This is a genomic window from Chryseomicrobium sp. FSL W7-1435 (assembly GCF_038595005.1).
Lineage (GTDB): Bacteria > Bacillota > Bacilli > Bacillales_A > Planococcaceae > Chryseomicrobium.
Genome location: NZ_CP151997.1, coordinates 1444759 through 1460354 on the forward strand (window position 1 = coordinate 1444759; position 15596 = coordinate 1460354).

Annotated in this window: 16 protein-coding genes, 1 tRNA gene and 1 riboswitch; of the genes, 16 read left to right on the forward strand and 1 reads right to left on the reverse strand. The window is 42.9% G+C overall.

The window, feature by feature from the left end; genetic code table 11:
• Window positions 1–13: 13 nt before the first annotated feature.
• The 4 genes from MKY84_RS07320 (at window position 14) to MKY84_RS07335 (ending at window position 4826) form a co-directional block, all read left to right on the forward strand.
• Window positions 14–988 carry an electron transfer flavoprotein subunit alpha/FixB family protein gene (locus MKY84_RS07320; protein ID WP_342525163.1) on the forward strand — a complete coding sequence of 325 codons (975 nt, stop codon included), beginning with the start codon at window positions 14–16 and terminating at the stop codon, window positions 986–988.
• 102 nt (window positions 989–1090) lie between these two features.
• Window positions 1091–1405 (forward strand): thioredoxin, encoded by a 315-nt coding sequence (trxA, locus tag MKY84_RS07325; protein WP_342525165.1) that lies wholly within the window; start codon window positions 1091–1093, stop codon window positions 1403–1405.
• 96 nt (window positions 1406–1501) lie between these two features.
• The gene (gene uvrC, locus MKY84_RS07330; protein WP_342525167.1) at window positions 1502–3295 is read left to right on the forward strand and encodes an excinuclease ABC subunit UvrC; all 1794 of its coding nucleotides are present in this window, start codon (window positions 1502–1504) and stop codon (window positions 3293–3295) included.
• Window positions 3296–3330: 35 nt separating this feature from the next.
• Window positions 3331–3506: riboswitch (Lysine riboswitch) on the forward strand.
• Between the two features lie 90 nt (window positions 3507–3596).
• Complete coding sequence (locus MKY84_RS07335; protein ID WP_342525170.1) at window positions 3597–4826, forward strand: aspartate kinase; 1230 nt, start codon at window positions 3597–3599, stop codon at window positions 4824–4826.
• 495 nt (window positions 4827–5321) lie between these two features.
• On the opposite strand, the gene MKY84_RS07340 is transcribed toward MKY84_RS07335, so the two are convergent.
• Window positions 5322–5714 carry a YslB family protein gene (locus tag MKY84_RS07340; protein WP_342525172.1) on the reverse strand — a complete coding sequence of 131 codons (393 nt, stop codon included), beginning with the start codon at window positions 5712–5714 and terminating at the stop codon, window positions 5322–5324.
• A 284-nt stretch (window positions 5715–5998) separates the two neighbouring features.
• On the opposite strand from MKY84_RS07340, the gene MKY84_RS07345 reads away from it, so the two are divergent.
• The 12 genes from MKY84_RS07345 to tig all read left to right on the forward strand — a co-directional run bounded on the left by MKY84_RS07345 (window position 5999) and on the right by tig (window position 15587).
• The gene (locus MKY84_RS07345) at window positions 5999–6610 is read left to right on the forward strand and encodes a succinate dehydrogenase cytochrome b558 subunit (protein WP_342525173.1); all 612 of its coding nucleotides are present in this window, start codon (window positions 5999–6001) and stop codon (window positions 6608–6610) included.
• A gap of 39 nt (window positions 6611–6649) precedes the next feature.
• Window positions 6650–8407 carry a succinate dehydrogenase flavoprotein subunit gene (gene sdhA / locus MKY84_RS07350; protein WP_342525175.1) on the forward strand — a complete coding sequence of 586 codons (1758 nt, stop codon included), beginning with the start codon at window positions 6650–6652 and terminating at the stop codon, window positions 8405–8407.
• A 3-nt stretch (window positions 8408–8410) separates the two neighbouring features.
• Complete coding sequence (gene sdhB, locus MKY84_RS07355; RefSeq protein WP_342525177.1) at window positions 8411–9187, forward strand: succinate dehydrogenase iron-sulfur subunit; 777 nt, start codon at window positions 8411–8413, stop codon at window positions 9185–9187.
• A 302-nt stretch (window positions 9188–9489) separates the two neighbouring features.
• Entirely contained in the window at window positions 9490–9936 is a 447-nt protein-coding gene (locus MKY84_RS07360; protein WP_342525180.1) for a thioesterase family protein, read from the forward strand.
• 60 nt (window positions 9937–9996) lie between these two features.
• Window positions 9997–10209, forward strand: a complete 213-nt coding sequence (locus MKY84_RS07365; RefSeq protein WP_342525181.1) for a LuxR C-terminal-related transcriptional regulator — start codon at window positions 9997–9999, stop codon at window positions 10207–10209.
• A 78-nt stretch (window positions 10210–10287) separates the two neighbouring features.
• On the forward strand, window positions 10288–10749 hold the full coding sequence (locus MKY84_RS07370; RefSeq protein WP_342525182.1) for a MarR family transcriptional regulator: 462 nt from the start codon (window positions 10288–10290) through the stop codon (window positions 10747–10749).
• Between the two features lie 9 nt (window positions 10750–10758).
• Complete coding sequence (gene racE, locus MKY84_RS07375) at window positions 10759–11553, forward strand: glutamate racemase (RefSeq protein WP_342525183.1); 795 nt, start codon at window positions 10759–10761, stop codon at window positions 11551–11553.
• 53 nt (window positions 11554–11606) lie between these two features.
• Window positions 11607–12362, forward strand: a complete 756-nt coding sequence (rph, locus tag MKY84_RS07380) for a ribonuclease PH (protein ID WP_342525184.1) — start codon at window positions 11607–11609, stop codon at window positions 12360–12362.
• Complete coding sequence (locus MKY84_RS07385; RefSeq protein ID WP_342525186.1) at window positions 12362–12955, forward strand: XTP/dITP diphosphatase; 594 nt, start codon at window positions 12362–12364, stop codon at window positions 12953–12955. Before rph ends, MKY84_RS07385 begins: the two co-directional genes overlap by 1 nt.
• 84 nt (window positions 12956–13039) lie before the next feature.
• A tRNA-Arg gene (locus MKY84_RS07390) sits at window positions 13040–13113 on the forward strand.
• A gap of 97 nt (window positions 13114–13210) precedes the next feature.
• Window positions 13211–14206 carry a hypothetical protein gene (locus MKY84_RS07395; protein WP_342525189.1) on the forward strand — a complete coding sequence of 332 codons (996 nt, stop codon included), beginning with the start codon at window positions 13211–13213 and terminating at the stop codon, window positions 14204–14206.
• A gap of 97 nt (window positions 14207–14303) precedes the next feature.
• Window positions 14304–15587 carry a trigger factor gene (gene tig, locus MKY84_RS07400; protein ID WP_342525191.1) on the forward strand — a complete coding sequence of 428 codons (1284 nt, stop codon included), beginning with the start codon at window positions 14304–14306 and terminating at the stop codon, window positions 15585–15587.
• Window positions 15588–15596: the final 9 nt, after the last annotated feature.

Genomic DNA, 15596 nt, shown 5'->3' on the forward strand with positions numbered 1-15596 from the left:
GGAGGAACTTAGCATGTCATCAAAAGTACTTGTATTAGCAGAATCCCGTGAAGGATCTTTACGTAACGTTTCATTTGAAGCAATTGCAGCAGGCAAGAAAATCTCTGGTGGTGGAGAAGTAGTTTCTGTCCTACTAGGGGATACAGTTGGGGAATTAGCGACTGAGCTTGGTGCGTTTGGAGCTGATCGTGTCATTACAGTGGAACACCCACATTTGAAACAATATACTTCAGATGGTTATGGCCAAGCATTAATGGCAGTGTTTGAGCAAGAAAAGCCAGATGCAATCGTTATCGGTCACACAGCGCTTGGAAAAGACTTGTCTCCAAAAGTAGCTGCTAAACTACAAGTTGGTTTAGTGTCAGATGTTACTGACATTGAAGGTGAAGGAGACGAAGCAATCTACATTCGTCCAATCTATTCAGGTAAAGCATTTGAAAAAGTGAAATTGAAAGATGATGTAAAATTCATCACGATCCGTCCAAACAACATTGCACCACTTGCTAAAGAAGAAGGAAAATCAGCGGACGTAAGTTCAGTTTCTGTGGATATTACAAACCTTCGTACAATCATTAAAGAAGTTGTTCGTAAATCGACTGACGGTGTCGACCTTTCTGAAGCGAAAGTAGTTGTAGCTGGTGGTCGTGGCGTGAAAAGTGCAGAAGGCTTTGCTCCATTAAAAGAGCTTGCTGACTTATTAGGTGGAGCAGTAGGTGCTTCACGTGGAGCTTGTGACGCTGATTATGTAGATTACTCGTTGCAAATTGGTCAAACTGGTAAAGTGGTAACACCTGATCTATACATCGCAGCAGGTATCTCAGGCGCTATTCAGCATTTAGCTGGAATGTCTAACTCGAAAATTATCGTAGCTATCAACAAAGATCCTGAAGCAAGCATCTTTAAAGTAGCCGATTATGGAATTGTGGGCGATCTTTTCGAAGTCATCCCAATGTTAACAGAAGAATTCCGCGCAGTTTTATCGAAATAAAAAACAAGCTCGACTTCGTTCGCGAAGTCGAGTTTTATTATTAGGTGGTTCGGGTATCATTTGATATAATCGCATATAGATATACATGAAGGAGGAATTATCGTGGCAGTTACACATACAACAGACGCAACATTCGCACAAGATACGCAAGAAGGTTTAGTATTAGTTGATTTTTGGGCACCTTGGTGTGGACCATGTAAAATGATCGCTCCTGTTTTAGAAGAGTTAGATGGAGAGCTTTCTGAAAAAGTGAAAATCACAAAATTAGATGTTGATGAAAACCAAGCAACAGCTAGCCAATTCGGCGTTATGTCAATTCCAACTCTAATCCTGTTCAAAGACGGAGAGCCAGTGGATAAAGTAATTGGTTACCAACCAAAAGAAAACTTAGCAAACCTAGTAAACAAACACGCGTAAGTGTTAATGCCGGAGTCCTCTTAGGATTCCGGTTTTTTCTCACATCTATCCGAACACTCGTACGGATTTCTGCGCGTGCGGAAAGAGGGTCAAGGCATGAATGAACTTGTTCGACAAAAAAGTGAAATACTTCCCGATCAACCGGGCTGTTATTTGATGAAAGACGGCCATGGCACCATCATTTATGTCGGGAAGGCGAAAGTGTTAAAAAATCGTGTCCGCTCCTACTTTACGGGAACTCACGATGGGAAAACCCAACGACTTGTTGCGGATATTGAAGACTTTGAATATATCGTCACGTCATCTGACCTCGAAGCACTCATCCTTGAATTGCATTTGATAAAAAAACATGACCCAAAATACAATGTTATGTTGAAAGATGACAAGACGTATCCTTATATAAAAATTACAGGGGATGCTTATCCTCGAATTATTACCACACGCACAGTTCGAAAAGATAATGGTAAATATTTTGGACCCTATCCAAATGTTTATGCGGCAAATGAAACGCGAAAATTACTTGACCGCATCTATCCGTTTCGAAAGTGTGTCAAAATGCCAGACAGACTCTGCCTCTATTATCATATCGGACAGTGCCTAGGTCCTTGTGTCAAAGAAGTCCCCCGTTCTGAATTCCAATACATGATTGATGAAGTCTCCAAGTTTTTAAACGGTGGACACATTACAGTGCGCACGGAATTAGAACAAAAAATGATGGCAGCTGCTGAGTCGATGGAGTATGAGCGCGCTAAAGAATACCGCGATCAAATTGCCCATATCGATACAGTCATGGAAAAACAAAAGATGCAAATGAATGATTTTACGAATCGAGATGTCTTTGGCTATGCCGTCGACAAAGGCTGGATGTGTGTGCAAGTATTCTTCATCCGCCAAGGTAAATTAATCGAACGTGACGCTTCTATGTTTCCCATTTATGGAGAATCTGACGAAGAGTTTCTTACTTTTATCGGCCGTTTCTATGAGCAATCTTCTCATATCAAACCGAAAGAAGTCATGGTTCCTGGAACCGTCGATGCTGACCTCATTCACCAGTTATTGGGGATTAAAGTATTTGTTCCTCAAAAAGGGAAGAAAAAAGAACTCGTCAATCTGGCCATTAACAATGCAGAAGTTGCCTTGAAAGAAAAGTTCCATCTAGTTGAGAGACAAGAAGTGCGAACAATTGGGGCTATAGAACAACTTGGGATTCACATGGGGATTCCTGCACCGCGTCGAATTGAGGCATTTGATAATTCACACATTTACGGAACAGATCCAGTATCAGCCATGGTCGTTTTTGAAGATGGTAAACCACTGAAAAAAGAATACCGCAAATACAAAACAAAAACGGCACTCAAACACGATGATTACGGTGCCATGCGAGAAGTAATTCGTCGCCGCTATACACGTGTGCTGCGTGAACGATTACCACTTCCTGATCTAATATTGATTGATGGAGGAAAAGGCCAGATGTCCTCAGCTCGTGAAGTGCTGGAAGACGAACTAGGTCTGGATATCCCAATTGCAGGACTGGCAAAAGATTTAAAGCACCAAACTGCCGAGTTATTATACGGAGAACCACCTTTACCGGTGCAGATGAAACGAACCTCTCAAGAGTTCTACTTGCTACAACGGATTCAAGATGAAGTCCACCGATTTGCGATTACATTCCATAGGCAGCAACGCCAAAAGAATAGTATTCAATCAATTTTAGATACGATACCAGGAGTGGGACCGAAGCGCAGACAACAGTTGATGAAACATTTTGGTTCTGTGAAAAACATGAAGGCTGGTACGCGTGAAGAATTTATTCAAGCGGGTCTTCCAGAAGCATTAGTCGATGCTGTCCAGAAAAAATTAGCAGAAGAAACATTGCCTTCAACGGAATAGTGTGCTAAAGTAATCCTAATTTCATATTCACTTTACGTGAAGATAGAGGTGCGAGCGTCAACAGTATGATTTCCGAGGATGACAGATCCTATGAAGAAATCAGAAAGGGGCAATCGCCGAAATGAATCACTGCTGATCCAGTGCTTCGTTGGTCTTGTGTTGAACAAACCCAAGATTGTCAGAATACACATTCTGGAGGGCTATCTTGCATGGACATTTACTTTGACCGTGTTAGACAAAATGCTTTCCATTCGTGGGAGGCATTTTTTTGTCCCTGCCAATAAGCGGAGGAGATCAAGAAATGGCAATTGTTGTAATGAAATTTGGAGGAACCTCAGTAGGTTCTGTTGAGCGTATTCGAAATGCGGCTCGTCGTATTATGCAAGAAGTGGATAGAGGGTACCAAGTAGTGGTCGTAGTATCTGCAATGGGTAAGACAACGGACCATTTGGTACAACTCGCTGAAGACATCACATCTTCACCGTCAAAACGCGAGATGGACATGCTGTTATCGACGGGGGAGCAAGTATCGATGTCTCTTCTAGCTATGGCCCTTGAAACACAAGGGTATCAAGCAGTTTCTATGACGGGCTGGCAAGCGGAGTTGCAGACTGAAAAAGTGCATCGCAATGCGCGAATTGTTTCGCTAAAAGGTGGCAAGATCCGTGCAAAATTAGATGCTGGAAATATTGTAGTGGCTGCCGGCTTCCAGGGCATCACGGAAGACGGGGAAATCACGACGCTTGGCCGCGGAGGCTCAGATACAACAGCCGTTGCCATTGCAGCAGCTGTTGGAGCAGAGCGCTGTGACATTTATACAGACGTCGACGGTGTTTACACGTCGGACCCACGCTTTGTAACTGGTGCACGAAAATTGCATTCTATCGAGTATGATGAAATGCTTGAACTGGCAAATCTCGGAGCGGGAGTACTTCATCCACGAGCGGTTGAATACGCTAAAAACTATAAAATTCCCTTGACGGTACGTTCGAGTATATCAGAAGAAGAGGGAACAGTTATTGAGGAGGCAACATCTATGGAGTCCAATCTAATCGTACGCGGCGTCGCTTTTGAGGCTGACGTAGTGCGTCTTACAATAGGCTATGAGAAAGCATTCAATGGATCCCTGGCCATGATTTTTACAACGTTAGCTCAGCACAACATTGATGTGGATATTATTGTGCAGTCCATTGTCGATGGCACGACACCAACTGTTTCATTTACGATTAAAAAAGAAGCACTATCGGAAGCGATTCAAGTATTAGAAGAGAAAAAGAAAGAACTCGGATTCCAAGTAGCTGATTTTGAGGTGGGCCTTTCAAAGGTATCGATTGTGGGTTCTGGTATGGTATCGAATCCAGGTGTTGCAGCTCAAATGTTTGACCGTCTTCGTCAAGAGTCAATTCCGGTTAAAATGGTGAGTACATCCGAGATCAAAGTATCTGTGGTCGTTCCTCAGCAGCAAATGATCCAGGCAGCTAATGCGTTACACGAAGAGTTTCGACTTTCTGAAATTGAGGTTCAAGTTTAAGATTAAGTTTTGATAAGATACTGCTAAAGCCAGTAGTTCTCAGGATTGTGGTTCTGAGAAACTGCTGGCTTTTTGTATATGAAAAATTCTTAATAAAAAAGACGTCGGGACAAAATATAGTAATAAAACTTAACTAGTTACAAAGTTGAGTGGAGTGTAGGGGCTGACTCCAGTGGGATCAAAAGTCGGAATGTGAGACCCCGCAGGAGCCTGCGACGAGGAGGCTCACAGCGCGCCCACGGAACGCAGCCCCGGAACGGAACTCAACATACACAAATAAATCAGCAAGTTTTCTAGAATTTACCCTAGAGAACTTGCTGATTTTATCCCAACCTCAAAGTCATAAAACCTTACTAGTAAAAACTATTTCCGTATTTCGACATAAAGACTATACAAACTAGTTACAATTGTGTGAACAATTTCGACAAAAAACAACCAATTTTGAGCAGATAAATGGGAGCGCTCTCATGTCAGGAGTAAACTTATAGACAACTGCTATTCTGATTTCACTGTAAAGATTACTAGCTTAGACGTAACATCTTCAACACACTCAGTCATACGACTCTCTAATAACTCTAGCTGCTCGGCTAAAAACCCAGCCTCAAGCTTAAAGCAGCGATCAGATCGAAGAGACGACCGAAGGCTGTTCTGTAAATGAAATACAACTTCATGTTTTGACGATTTGTGAGTATGTAGTTCTCCCCAACCAGCTTGTTGGAAAAAGGCTTCAATTTCATCAATCGAACTGCAGGGGAATTTCCGAGCCAAATCTTTACCAGCCCAATAAAGGACTTCCTGCTCATGCTTCCCTAGAAGGTTGGCAATTAAATGGTCACGAATTAATTCATAGCCGAACTGAGGTATCATTTTTTCTTGTGTTTTTTCCATAGGAACCACTCACTTTCCAAAATCAACGATATCAGTATAGCATGTTAGATTAGTAGTTGCGTATGTGAAAAAAGACACAACCCATCGGGAAGCCTAGAGAAATCTAGTGTTTGAGAAGGATTCTCAGTCCTGAAGTGCCTTGACCTACCTATTTACGGGGAGTACAATAGTTATGTTAAACTACAAGGCCGTTACGGATGGCGATATTTCGTTTATCGTAACAATTATTGGCAGCTCACATCGCCGTGAGAAGTCAATCGCAAAATTTGAGGGGGGTTACCATCTTGGCGAAAAACAACGAATTTTTTTGGCGTCGTCTGCATTCCTTATTAGGAATCATTCCGGTTGGGTTGTTCTTAACTCAGCATTTAGTCGTCAACCACTTTGCAACACGCGGAGAACAAGCATTTAACGATGCAGCACACTTTATGGAAAGCTTACCATTCCGTTATGCACTTGAAATCTTTGTAATTTTCTTACCTTTAATGTTCCATGCATTTTACGGAATCTACATTGCTTTCACTGCAAAAAACAACACAAAACGTTACGGAACATTCCGTAACTGGATGTTCGTTGCACAACGTATTACAGGTATTTTCTTAGTTATCTTTATTGCTTGGCACGTATACGAGACACGCTGGCAGGTTGCAATTGGTGCAGATACAGCCGATTACAATATGATGGTTGATATTCTAGCAAATCCTTGGATGTTTGGTTTCTACGTAGCTGGTGTAGTTGCAGCAACTTTCCACTTTGCGAATGGTATTTGGTCATTCCTAGTAACTTGGGGAATTACACAATCCGCTGCTTCACAACGCTTGGCTACATACGCAACGATTGGTATTTTCTTAGCATTGACAGTAGTGGGCATCCGCGCATTGCTTGCATTCGTGTAATCAACCACCACTACTAAAAATTCGAGGAGTGAGAAAAGCATGGCAAAAAGTAAATTAATCGTTGTCGGTGGAGGCCTTGCAGGTCTTATGGCAACAATGAAAGCTGCCGAAAACGGTACGCCTGTTGATCTATTCTCATTAGTTCCCGTAAAGCGCTCTCATTCAGTTTGTGCGCAAGGTGGAATTAATGGTGCAGTAAATACAAAAGGTGAAGGAGATTCAACGTACAAGCACTTTGACGATACAGTGTATGGCGGTGACTTCTTAGCCAACCAAGGTCCTGTAAAAGCTATGGCTGATGCAGCGCCAGGAATTATTCACTTATTCGACCGTATGGGTGTTATGTTCAACCGTACACCAGAAGGTCTTCTAGATTTCCGTCGTTTCGGTGGAACGCTTTATCACCGTACAGCATTCGCGGGTGCTACAACTGGTCAACAGTTACTGTATGCACTTGATGAGCAAGTTCGTCGTTATGAAGTTGACGGATTAGTAACAAAGTATGAAGGTTGGGAATTCCTCGGCATAATCAAAGATGAAGATGGCATTTGTCGCGGAATCAAGGCTCAAAACTTAAACACTGGTGAAATTCAAGCGTTCCGTGCAGATGCTGTTATTATGGCAACTGGTGGACCTGGTATTATCTTCGGTAAAACGACAAACTCTATCATCAATACAGGTTCTGCAGCGTCAATCGTGTACCAACAAGGTGCAAAATATGCAAACGGTGAGTTCATTCAAATTCACCCAACTGCTATTCCTGGAGATGACAAACTACGCCTGATGTCAGAATCAGCTCGTGGTGAGGGTGGACGCGTGTGGACGTATAAAGATGGTAAGCCGTGGTACTTCTTAGAAGAAAAATACCCGGATTACGGAAATCTAGTTCCACGTGACATTGCCACTCGTGAAATCTTTGACGTGTGCGTCAACCAAAAGCTAGGTATCAATGGCGAGAACATGGTCTATCTAGATCTTTCTCACAAAGATCCGCATGAACTTGACGTGAAACTTGGTGGAATCATCGAGATTTACGAGAAGTTCACTGGTGATGACCCACGTAAAGTGCCAATGAAAATCTTCCCAGCAGTTCACTATTCAATGGGCGGACTTTGGGTTGATGACGATCAAATGACAAACATCCCTGGATTGTTTGCAGCGGGTGAATGTGATTACTCTCAACATGGTGCAAACCGTTTAGGTGCTAACTCATTACTTTCTGCTGTATTCGGCGGAAGCGTAGCAGGACCTAATGCTGTGAAATACATGAGAGGTCTTGAGAAGTCTGCAGTAGATCTTCCAGACGATATCTTTGCTCGTGAAGTTCAAAAAGAACAACAAGAGTGGGACAAAGTATTGAACATGCAAGGTTCTGAAAATGCTTACTTGATTCATAAAGAATTAGGCGAGTGGATGACGGATAACGTAACTGTTGTTCGTTACAACGACAAGCTTGAACAAACGGATAAAAAGATTCTCGAATTGATGGACCGTTGGGAGCGCATCAACATGGACGATACACAGCAGTGGTCGAACCAAGGGGCTTCATTCACACGTCAATTAAAGAACATGCTTTACCTTGCACGAGTCATCACGATCGGCGCGCTTCAGCGTGACGAAAGCCGTGGTGCTCACTACAAACCTGACTTCCCTGAACGTAATGACGAGGAATTCATGAAAACAACTGTAGCGGAATTTGATCCAGCTACAGGTGCACCAATCATCACTTACGAAGCAATCGACGTTTCGTTGATTCCACCACGTAAGCGGGATTATTCTTCTAAAGGAGGGAAATAATCAATGGTGACAGCTACTGAAGCAAAAAGAATTACAATTGAAATTCAACGTCAAGATACACCTGACTCGGAACCTTATTTCGAAGCCTTTGAAGTTAATTACCGTCCGAACATGAACGTTATTTCTGCGCTAATGGAAATTCGTCAAAATCCAGTCAATAAAGATGGAAAAGCAACGAAACCGGTAACGTGGGATATGAACTGTCTAGAAGAAGTTTGTGGAGCATGTTCAATGGTCATCAATGGCCGTCCAATGCAATCATGTTCAGCGCTAGTTGATAAATTAGAGCACCCGATCAGACTTGAGCCAATGCGCACATTCCCAGTCGTTCGTGACCTTCAAGTAGACCGTACTCGCATGTTTGATTCATTAAAACGTGTGAAAGCATGGGTTCCGATTGATGGATCGTATGACTTAGGAGAAGGCCCTCGTATGCCTGAACGTAAACGTCAATGGGCATATGAACTTTCAAAATGTATGACATGTGGAGTTTGTCTTGAAGCGTGTCCAAACGTCAACGACAAATCAAACTTCATGGGTCCAGCACCACTTTCACAAGTTCGTCTATTCAACGCACATCCAACAGGTTCTATGAACAAAGATGAGCGTCTAAATGCAATTATGGGCGAAGGCGGTATCGCTAACTGCGGTAACTCACAAAACTGTGTAGTCGCTTGTCCTAAAGGTATTCCATTAACAACGTCAATCGCTGCTCTTAACCGCGATACTACGGTTCAAATGTTCCGTAACTTCTTCGGTTCTGACAACATGGTTGATTAAGATTTAGATGCGGAGAACGCTATTCTAGAAATTTTGCGAAAATCGGGCGTTGCAATTGAGGCATTCTTGCCTCGGTTGTGGCGACCGATTTTTTGCGTGGATTTCTGGCGTTCGGAGCTCGAGTGGATTAGATGCGGAGAATGCCCCTTGCTTGTAAAAGCGAGGGGCTTCTTTTTGTTAAAAGCAAGGATTCTCAGGAGACAATTTGACTTCCAAAAACCAGTCTCCCAACATCTTCCTTCGAAAACCGAATTATGCTATACTAATAACTGAATAGTCATTCATTTTAAGGGGGATGTATCATGAGAGCAAGCTATATCCAAGATGTCGATACATGGCGTAAAGAATTTCAATTTTATTCCGAAGTGAGTGTCCGGTTCAGCGAGACGGATATGTACGGGCATTTAAACAATACGGTCAACTTCGCTTATTTTGAATATGCGCGGATTGAATTTTTCAAACACATCCAGTTAATGAACGATTGGTTAGATCCAAAAGGAGAGACCATTCCGGTAGTCGCCGATTTGCAGTGCGATTTTGTGAAACAAGTGTATTTTGATGAGAAGCTACGTGTTTATGTGAAGGCCAACTCCGTAGGAACATCGTCCATGGACGTCCATTACATGATGGTCAACGAAAAAAATGACATCACCGCAACTGGTCGAGGAACCATCGTCCAGATTCACCGTATCACAGGAAAACCAGTGGCTTGGACAGAAGAAACAAAAAAACAGTTGCAACACGCTTAGTGATACGCACGCCTTCCCCAGCTTATTCATACAGTATGAATAGAAACGGGGAGGGATTTTTTGTTTCAATCCAATTATTTCATTTTAACGCAGCGTGAACGGGACGTTTTTCAACTACTAACAGCGGGGATGTCGACAAAAGAAGTCGCAGCAGCACTGGAGATCCGTGAGAAGACAGTGCGCAATCATATATCGAATGCAATCCAAAAGCTTGGCGTGTCCGGTAGAAAAGCAGCACTTGAAGAACTCATCCGGTTAGGTGAAATTCACTAAACAACGACAGACGCTTGTAATTTTACGTAGAAAACGTCACAATAAGGACTACAAGGATATGTAAAAGCGAGGGATTTGATGACGAACGAAATCAATGAGCCGGTAAAGCATGACGCAGATCGCGTAGCTGTGCTCGAAAAAGAATTGCGCTATATCTCAGGCGTAATCAAACAAAAAGGCAGACAAATATTAAGTTCTTATACAATTACACCACCACAATTTATTGCCCTACAGTGGTTACACGAATCTGGCGATATGACCATTGGTGATTTATCTACGAAAATGTATTTGGCATTCAGTACAACGACAGATTTGGTCGACCGCATGGAAGCCAATCATCTTGTTCAGCGCGTGCGCGATGAGTCAGATCGTCGTGTAGTGCGGATTCACCTCCTTTCTGAAGGAGAGCGCATCATTGAAGAAGTAATCAACAAACGACGCGACTTTTTGTCAGTAGAACTCGAAACGTTCACAGAGCAAGATGTTGAACAGCTGACAGAATTGCTTCACAAACTACACAAAGAAATGAAAAAGAACTGAGGAATTTCTGTGGATCGTCCGATTGGTATTCTTGATTCAGGTGTAGGCGGCTTAACCGTTGCCAAAGAAATTATGCGCTTGTTACCAAATGAACAAATTATATATGTCGGTGATACAGCACGTTGCCCCTATGGACCTCGAAGTCCACAAGAAGTGCGCAAATTTACTTGGCAAATCTCACTAGCTCTTCAAAAGATGGACGTTAAAATGCTAATCATAGCGTGTAATACGGCTACCGCAGTTGCACTCAATTCGCTCAGTCGAAAGATGCCGTTCCCAGTGCTGGGAGTCATTTTTCCGGGTGCACGGGCTGCTTCCAAAGCTACGAGAAACCATAAAGTGGTCGTTTTAGGAACGTTGGGGACTGTTAAGAGTGGCGCATACGAATATGCAGTTTCGGCACTTAGTTCATCAAGCCAGGTGGAAGCCTTGGCCTGTCCAACATTTGTGCCACTTGTTGAAAGTAATGAATACGAAGGTGAGTTTGCACACAAGATGGTAGAAGAAGCACTTTCACCACTACGTGGTAAAGATTTCGATACAATCATACTTGGTTGCACGCATTACCCGTTATTGCAGTCTCATATCGAAGAAGTGGTCGGTAAACATGTGCATGTCGTGTCTTCAGCGCAGGAAACGGCAAGCGATGTGAGAGGGTATCTCGATTTTCATAAACAACACAACACTAAACGAGGTAACAAACAACCGATTTTTTATACAACAGGTTCCATTCCCATGTTCAAAGACATTGCCGAACGCTGGCTTGAACTGGATGACGCCGATGTGCGACGAATTCAATTTTGACCCTCCACAGGATTTCCTGCAGAGGGTCTTTCTACGACAGAAAGGATGATAACATGCGACATGATGAACGCACTGCACAAACACTAAGACCAGTAACGATTGAAAAAGATTTTATCACCCACCCAGAAGGATCTGTATTGATCACTGTTGGGGGAACTCGAGTTATTTGTAACGCGACCATTGAAGAGAAGGTGCCACCGTTTTTACGTGGACAGGGAAAAGGTTGGATAACAGCAGAATATTCAATGCTTCCTCGTGCCACACATAGCCGCTCACACCGTGAAGCAGCAAAAGGCAAAATTGGTGGCCGCACAATGGAAATCCAGCGCCTGATCGGCCGTGCTCTTCGTTCTGTAGTGGATTTAGAAGCATTAGGTGAGCGTACGATTTGGATTGATTGCGATGTCATTCAAGCGGACGGCGGGACACGCACCGCGTCAATTACAGGTGCTTTTGTTGCCATGACGCTAGCTATCGGTCGTCTTGTGGAAGAAAAACAACTGCCTGTATTTCCGGTGAAAGACTTTTTAGCAGCTGTGAGTGTAGGGATTTTAGAGTCTGGAGCAGTAGCTGACCTTGATTACGTCGAAGATTCGGCTGCACATGTAGATATGAACTTGGTGATGACAGGTAAAGGGGAGTTCGTTGAAATCCAGGGCACTGGTGAAGAAGCAACCTTTACACGTCAGCAGTTAAATGAACTTCTTGAATTAGGAGAACAAGCCATTCGAGAACTGATTATCATTCAACAAGAGACGTTAGGGGCTTTTGCACAAGAAGTAGGAAATGAAACTGGAGGTCTCGTGTAATGCCAGATATTTTAATCGCTACGAAAAATAAAGGAAAAGCAAAAGACTTTGAATCAATTTTTGGACCACTTGGCTACACAGTTAAAACACTTGATGACGTGGCGTCACATTTAGATATTGAAGAAACTGGTTCAACTTTTGAAGAGAATGCTAGTTTAAAAGCCGAGGCATTGGCTAACGAGCTTAATACGATTGTCATAGCGGACGATAGCGGATTAGAGGTAGATGCGCTGAACGGCGAGCCGGGAATTTTCTCAGCGCGTTATGCAGGCGAAGAGAAGAGTGACGAAGCAAATATGGACAAGTTGCTTACTAATCTTCAAAACGTTGAAGGCGAAGCACGTACAGCACGATTTGTTTGTGCTATTGCTCTAGCGAGTCCTGGTGAGCAAACGAAAACTTACCGTGGTACATGTGAAGGGCAAATTGCTACGGAACGCAAAGGGAATTATGGCTTTGGTTATGATCCGATTTTTTGGCTTCCTGAGCAGCAAAAAATGATGGCCGAGCTTACACCCGAGCAGAAAGCAGCTATTTCGCATCGCGGGGCTGCCATCCAACTTTTGAGAGCAGATTGGAACGGCCTTAATTAATTTTTCTGAAATACCATTGACTTTAATTCGGTGGCTATCTATAATGAGAAATGTCTTTCCTGTCCATGGATAGGGGAGTACTTTGACCCTGTAGCTCAGCAGGATAGAGCAACGGCCTTCTAAGCCGTCGGTCGGGGGTTCGAATCCCTCCAGGGTCGTAATTTTACTTGTAAGCCTTCTTCTTCCTACATTAAAATGGAAAGAAGAAGGCTTTTTTACTAATTTGTTCGTAGACTGCAGGAAGCAGGTGGACTTATGAAAAAACAAAAACTAGAACGTCGCGGCAACATGATCATCTTTCCCGGCGCATTAACCACGCAAATCGACAAAGCTCTTCGTGCAGCCGATCGACATGATTTTATGGAGTCCGTGCGCCATTTCGAAACGGCAAAAGAACTTGGAGAACTTGAACCAGAAGCACAGCTCATCTTCGCCTATGCGCTTTATGAGATTCGTGAATTTGAGAAAGCCCTCATCATTTGTGACCTATTGCTTCACGAAGGTTTCGAGCAATATGAGGAACTTATGGACTTGTATGTCACGTTACTCGTCGAACTTCGTCGTTTCGAAGAGGCCGATGCTCTAATTTCGACATTAATCGATGAACGAGTGCTATCGCCTGAACGAAAAGAAAAGTGGCTACATCTACGCGACTTAAGTGGTAGACTTGCTGCGAACGCAGAAACAAAACCAATCCCTGAACCACTTGCAGAATTAAAGCGTGAAGAATACGAAGAGTCCACGTTTTTCGATAAACCTCTCGTGGTGCAATACCGATTGCTCCTCGTGGCCTTTGAAGGAGACTGTCAAAAGCTAGAGGCTGAATGGAAAACCATTGTGGAACATTCAACCGTGCATCCGGTCATTCAAACATTGGCACTTTTGCTTCTCATCTCCTCAGACAGCAAACAAACGGTACGTGTTCGAAAATTCAACTGGGATCAACCCTGGGTGCCAGCAGCACTCGATGAACCTTTTGAAAACACACGCTTCCATGAGCTTGTCAAAAAGATTGAAGAGCGGCTTGAAAATGAACCGACCGCTTATCTGCTCATCCGAGATACCTTCCAACATCATTGTTATTTACAATTTCCGTACGTGTGGAATGGCTTTTCAGATGACGAGGTCGTGGATGGCTATACCTTGTATTTTGAAGAATTATTACAGGGAGAGGCAGCTCGCTCTGATCAACGTGTATTACGCATGATTCATAAAATCGATCAGCTCTATGCGCTTCTTGAAATACAATAGGTTGAAAGTGCTGTGAACTATGGTATAATGTACAAGTTGTCAATACATTAAATAATGGATTAGTCAAAAATGAAACCAATTGTTGGAGGTCGAATATATGTCTACGAAATGGGAAAAGCAAGAAGGAAATGAAGGCGTATTAACGTTTGAAGTTTCTGCAGAAGAGTTTAAGAAAGCTATCGACGAAGCGTTTAAAAAAGTTGTAAAAAACATTAACGAGCCTGGATTCCGCAAAGGAAAAATGCCACGCCAAATGTTCAACAAAAAATACGGTGAAGAAGCACTTTATCAAGATGCAATCGACATCGTTCTTCCAGAAGCTTACACAAAAGCTTTGGATGAGTCAGGAATCGACCCAGTGGATCGTCCTGAAATCGACATCGAGTCAATTGAAAAAGGCGAGCCAGTTGTTTTCACTGCGAAAGTAACTGTAAAACCTGAAGTAAAACTTGGTGAGTACAAAGGTCTTGAAGTGACTCCACTTGAAGAGACTGTAACTGAAGAAGAAATCAACGAGCAATTATCAAACCACCAAGCGCGTCTTGCTGAAATGTCAGTAAAAGAAGATGCAATTGCTGAAGGTGATACTGCTACAATCGACTTCGAAGGATTTGTTGGCGAAGAAGCATTCGAAGGTGGAACTGGTGAAGATTACGATCTAGAAATCGGATCAAACACATTCATCCCAGGCTTTGAAGAGCAACTTATCGGTTCTAAAACAGGCGACTCGAAAGATGTAGTCGTAACATTCCCAGAAGAATACCATGCAGCTGAGCTTGCTGGTAAAGAAGCAACTTTCAAAGTAACAGTGAAAGAAGTTAAAGGAAAAGTTCTTCCAGAACTAAACGATGACTTCGCTAAAGAAGTTGACGAAAATGTTGAAGGACTTGATGCACTTCGCACAAAGTTAACTGAACAAACAACTGAAGAGAAAAAACAAACAGCAGCACAATCACTTCGTGACGAGCTTGTTGAAAAAGCAGCTGCTAACGCAGAGGTTGATATTCCACAAGCTATGATCGATTCAGAAGTAGATCGTATGCTACAAGAATTCGGTCAGCGCCTTTCACAACAAGGTATGAACCTTGATCTTTACTACCAGTTCTCTGGTCAAGATGAAGAAGCACTTCGTACACAAATGAAAGAAGATGCAGAGAACCGCGTACGTGTATCTCTAACTCTTGAAGCAATCGCTGCAGCTGAAGGCATCGAAGTAACTGAAGAAGACATTAATGCTGAACTTGAAAAAATGACAGAGCAATTCAATATGTCACTTGATCAAATCAAAACTGCTCTTGGTGGAACAGCTATTCTAGAAAACGATCTTCGTTTCCAAAAGACGGTTGAATTCTTAGTAGACAACGCTAAAGTAACTAAATAAGTTTACTAC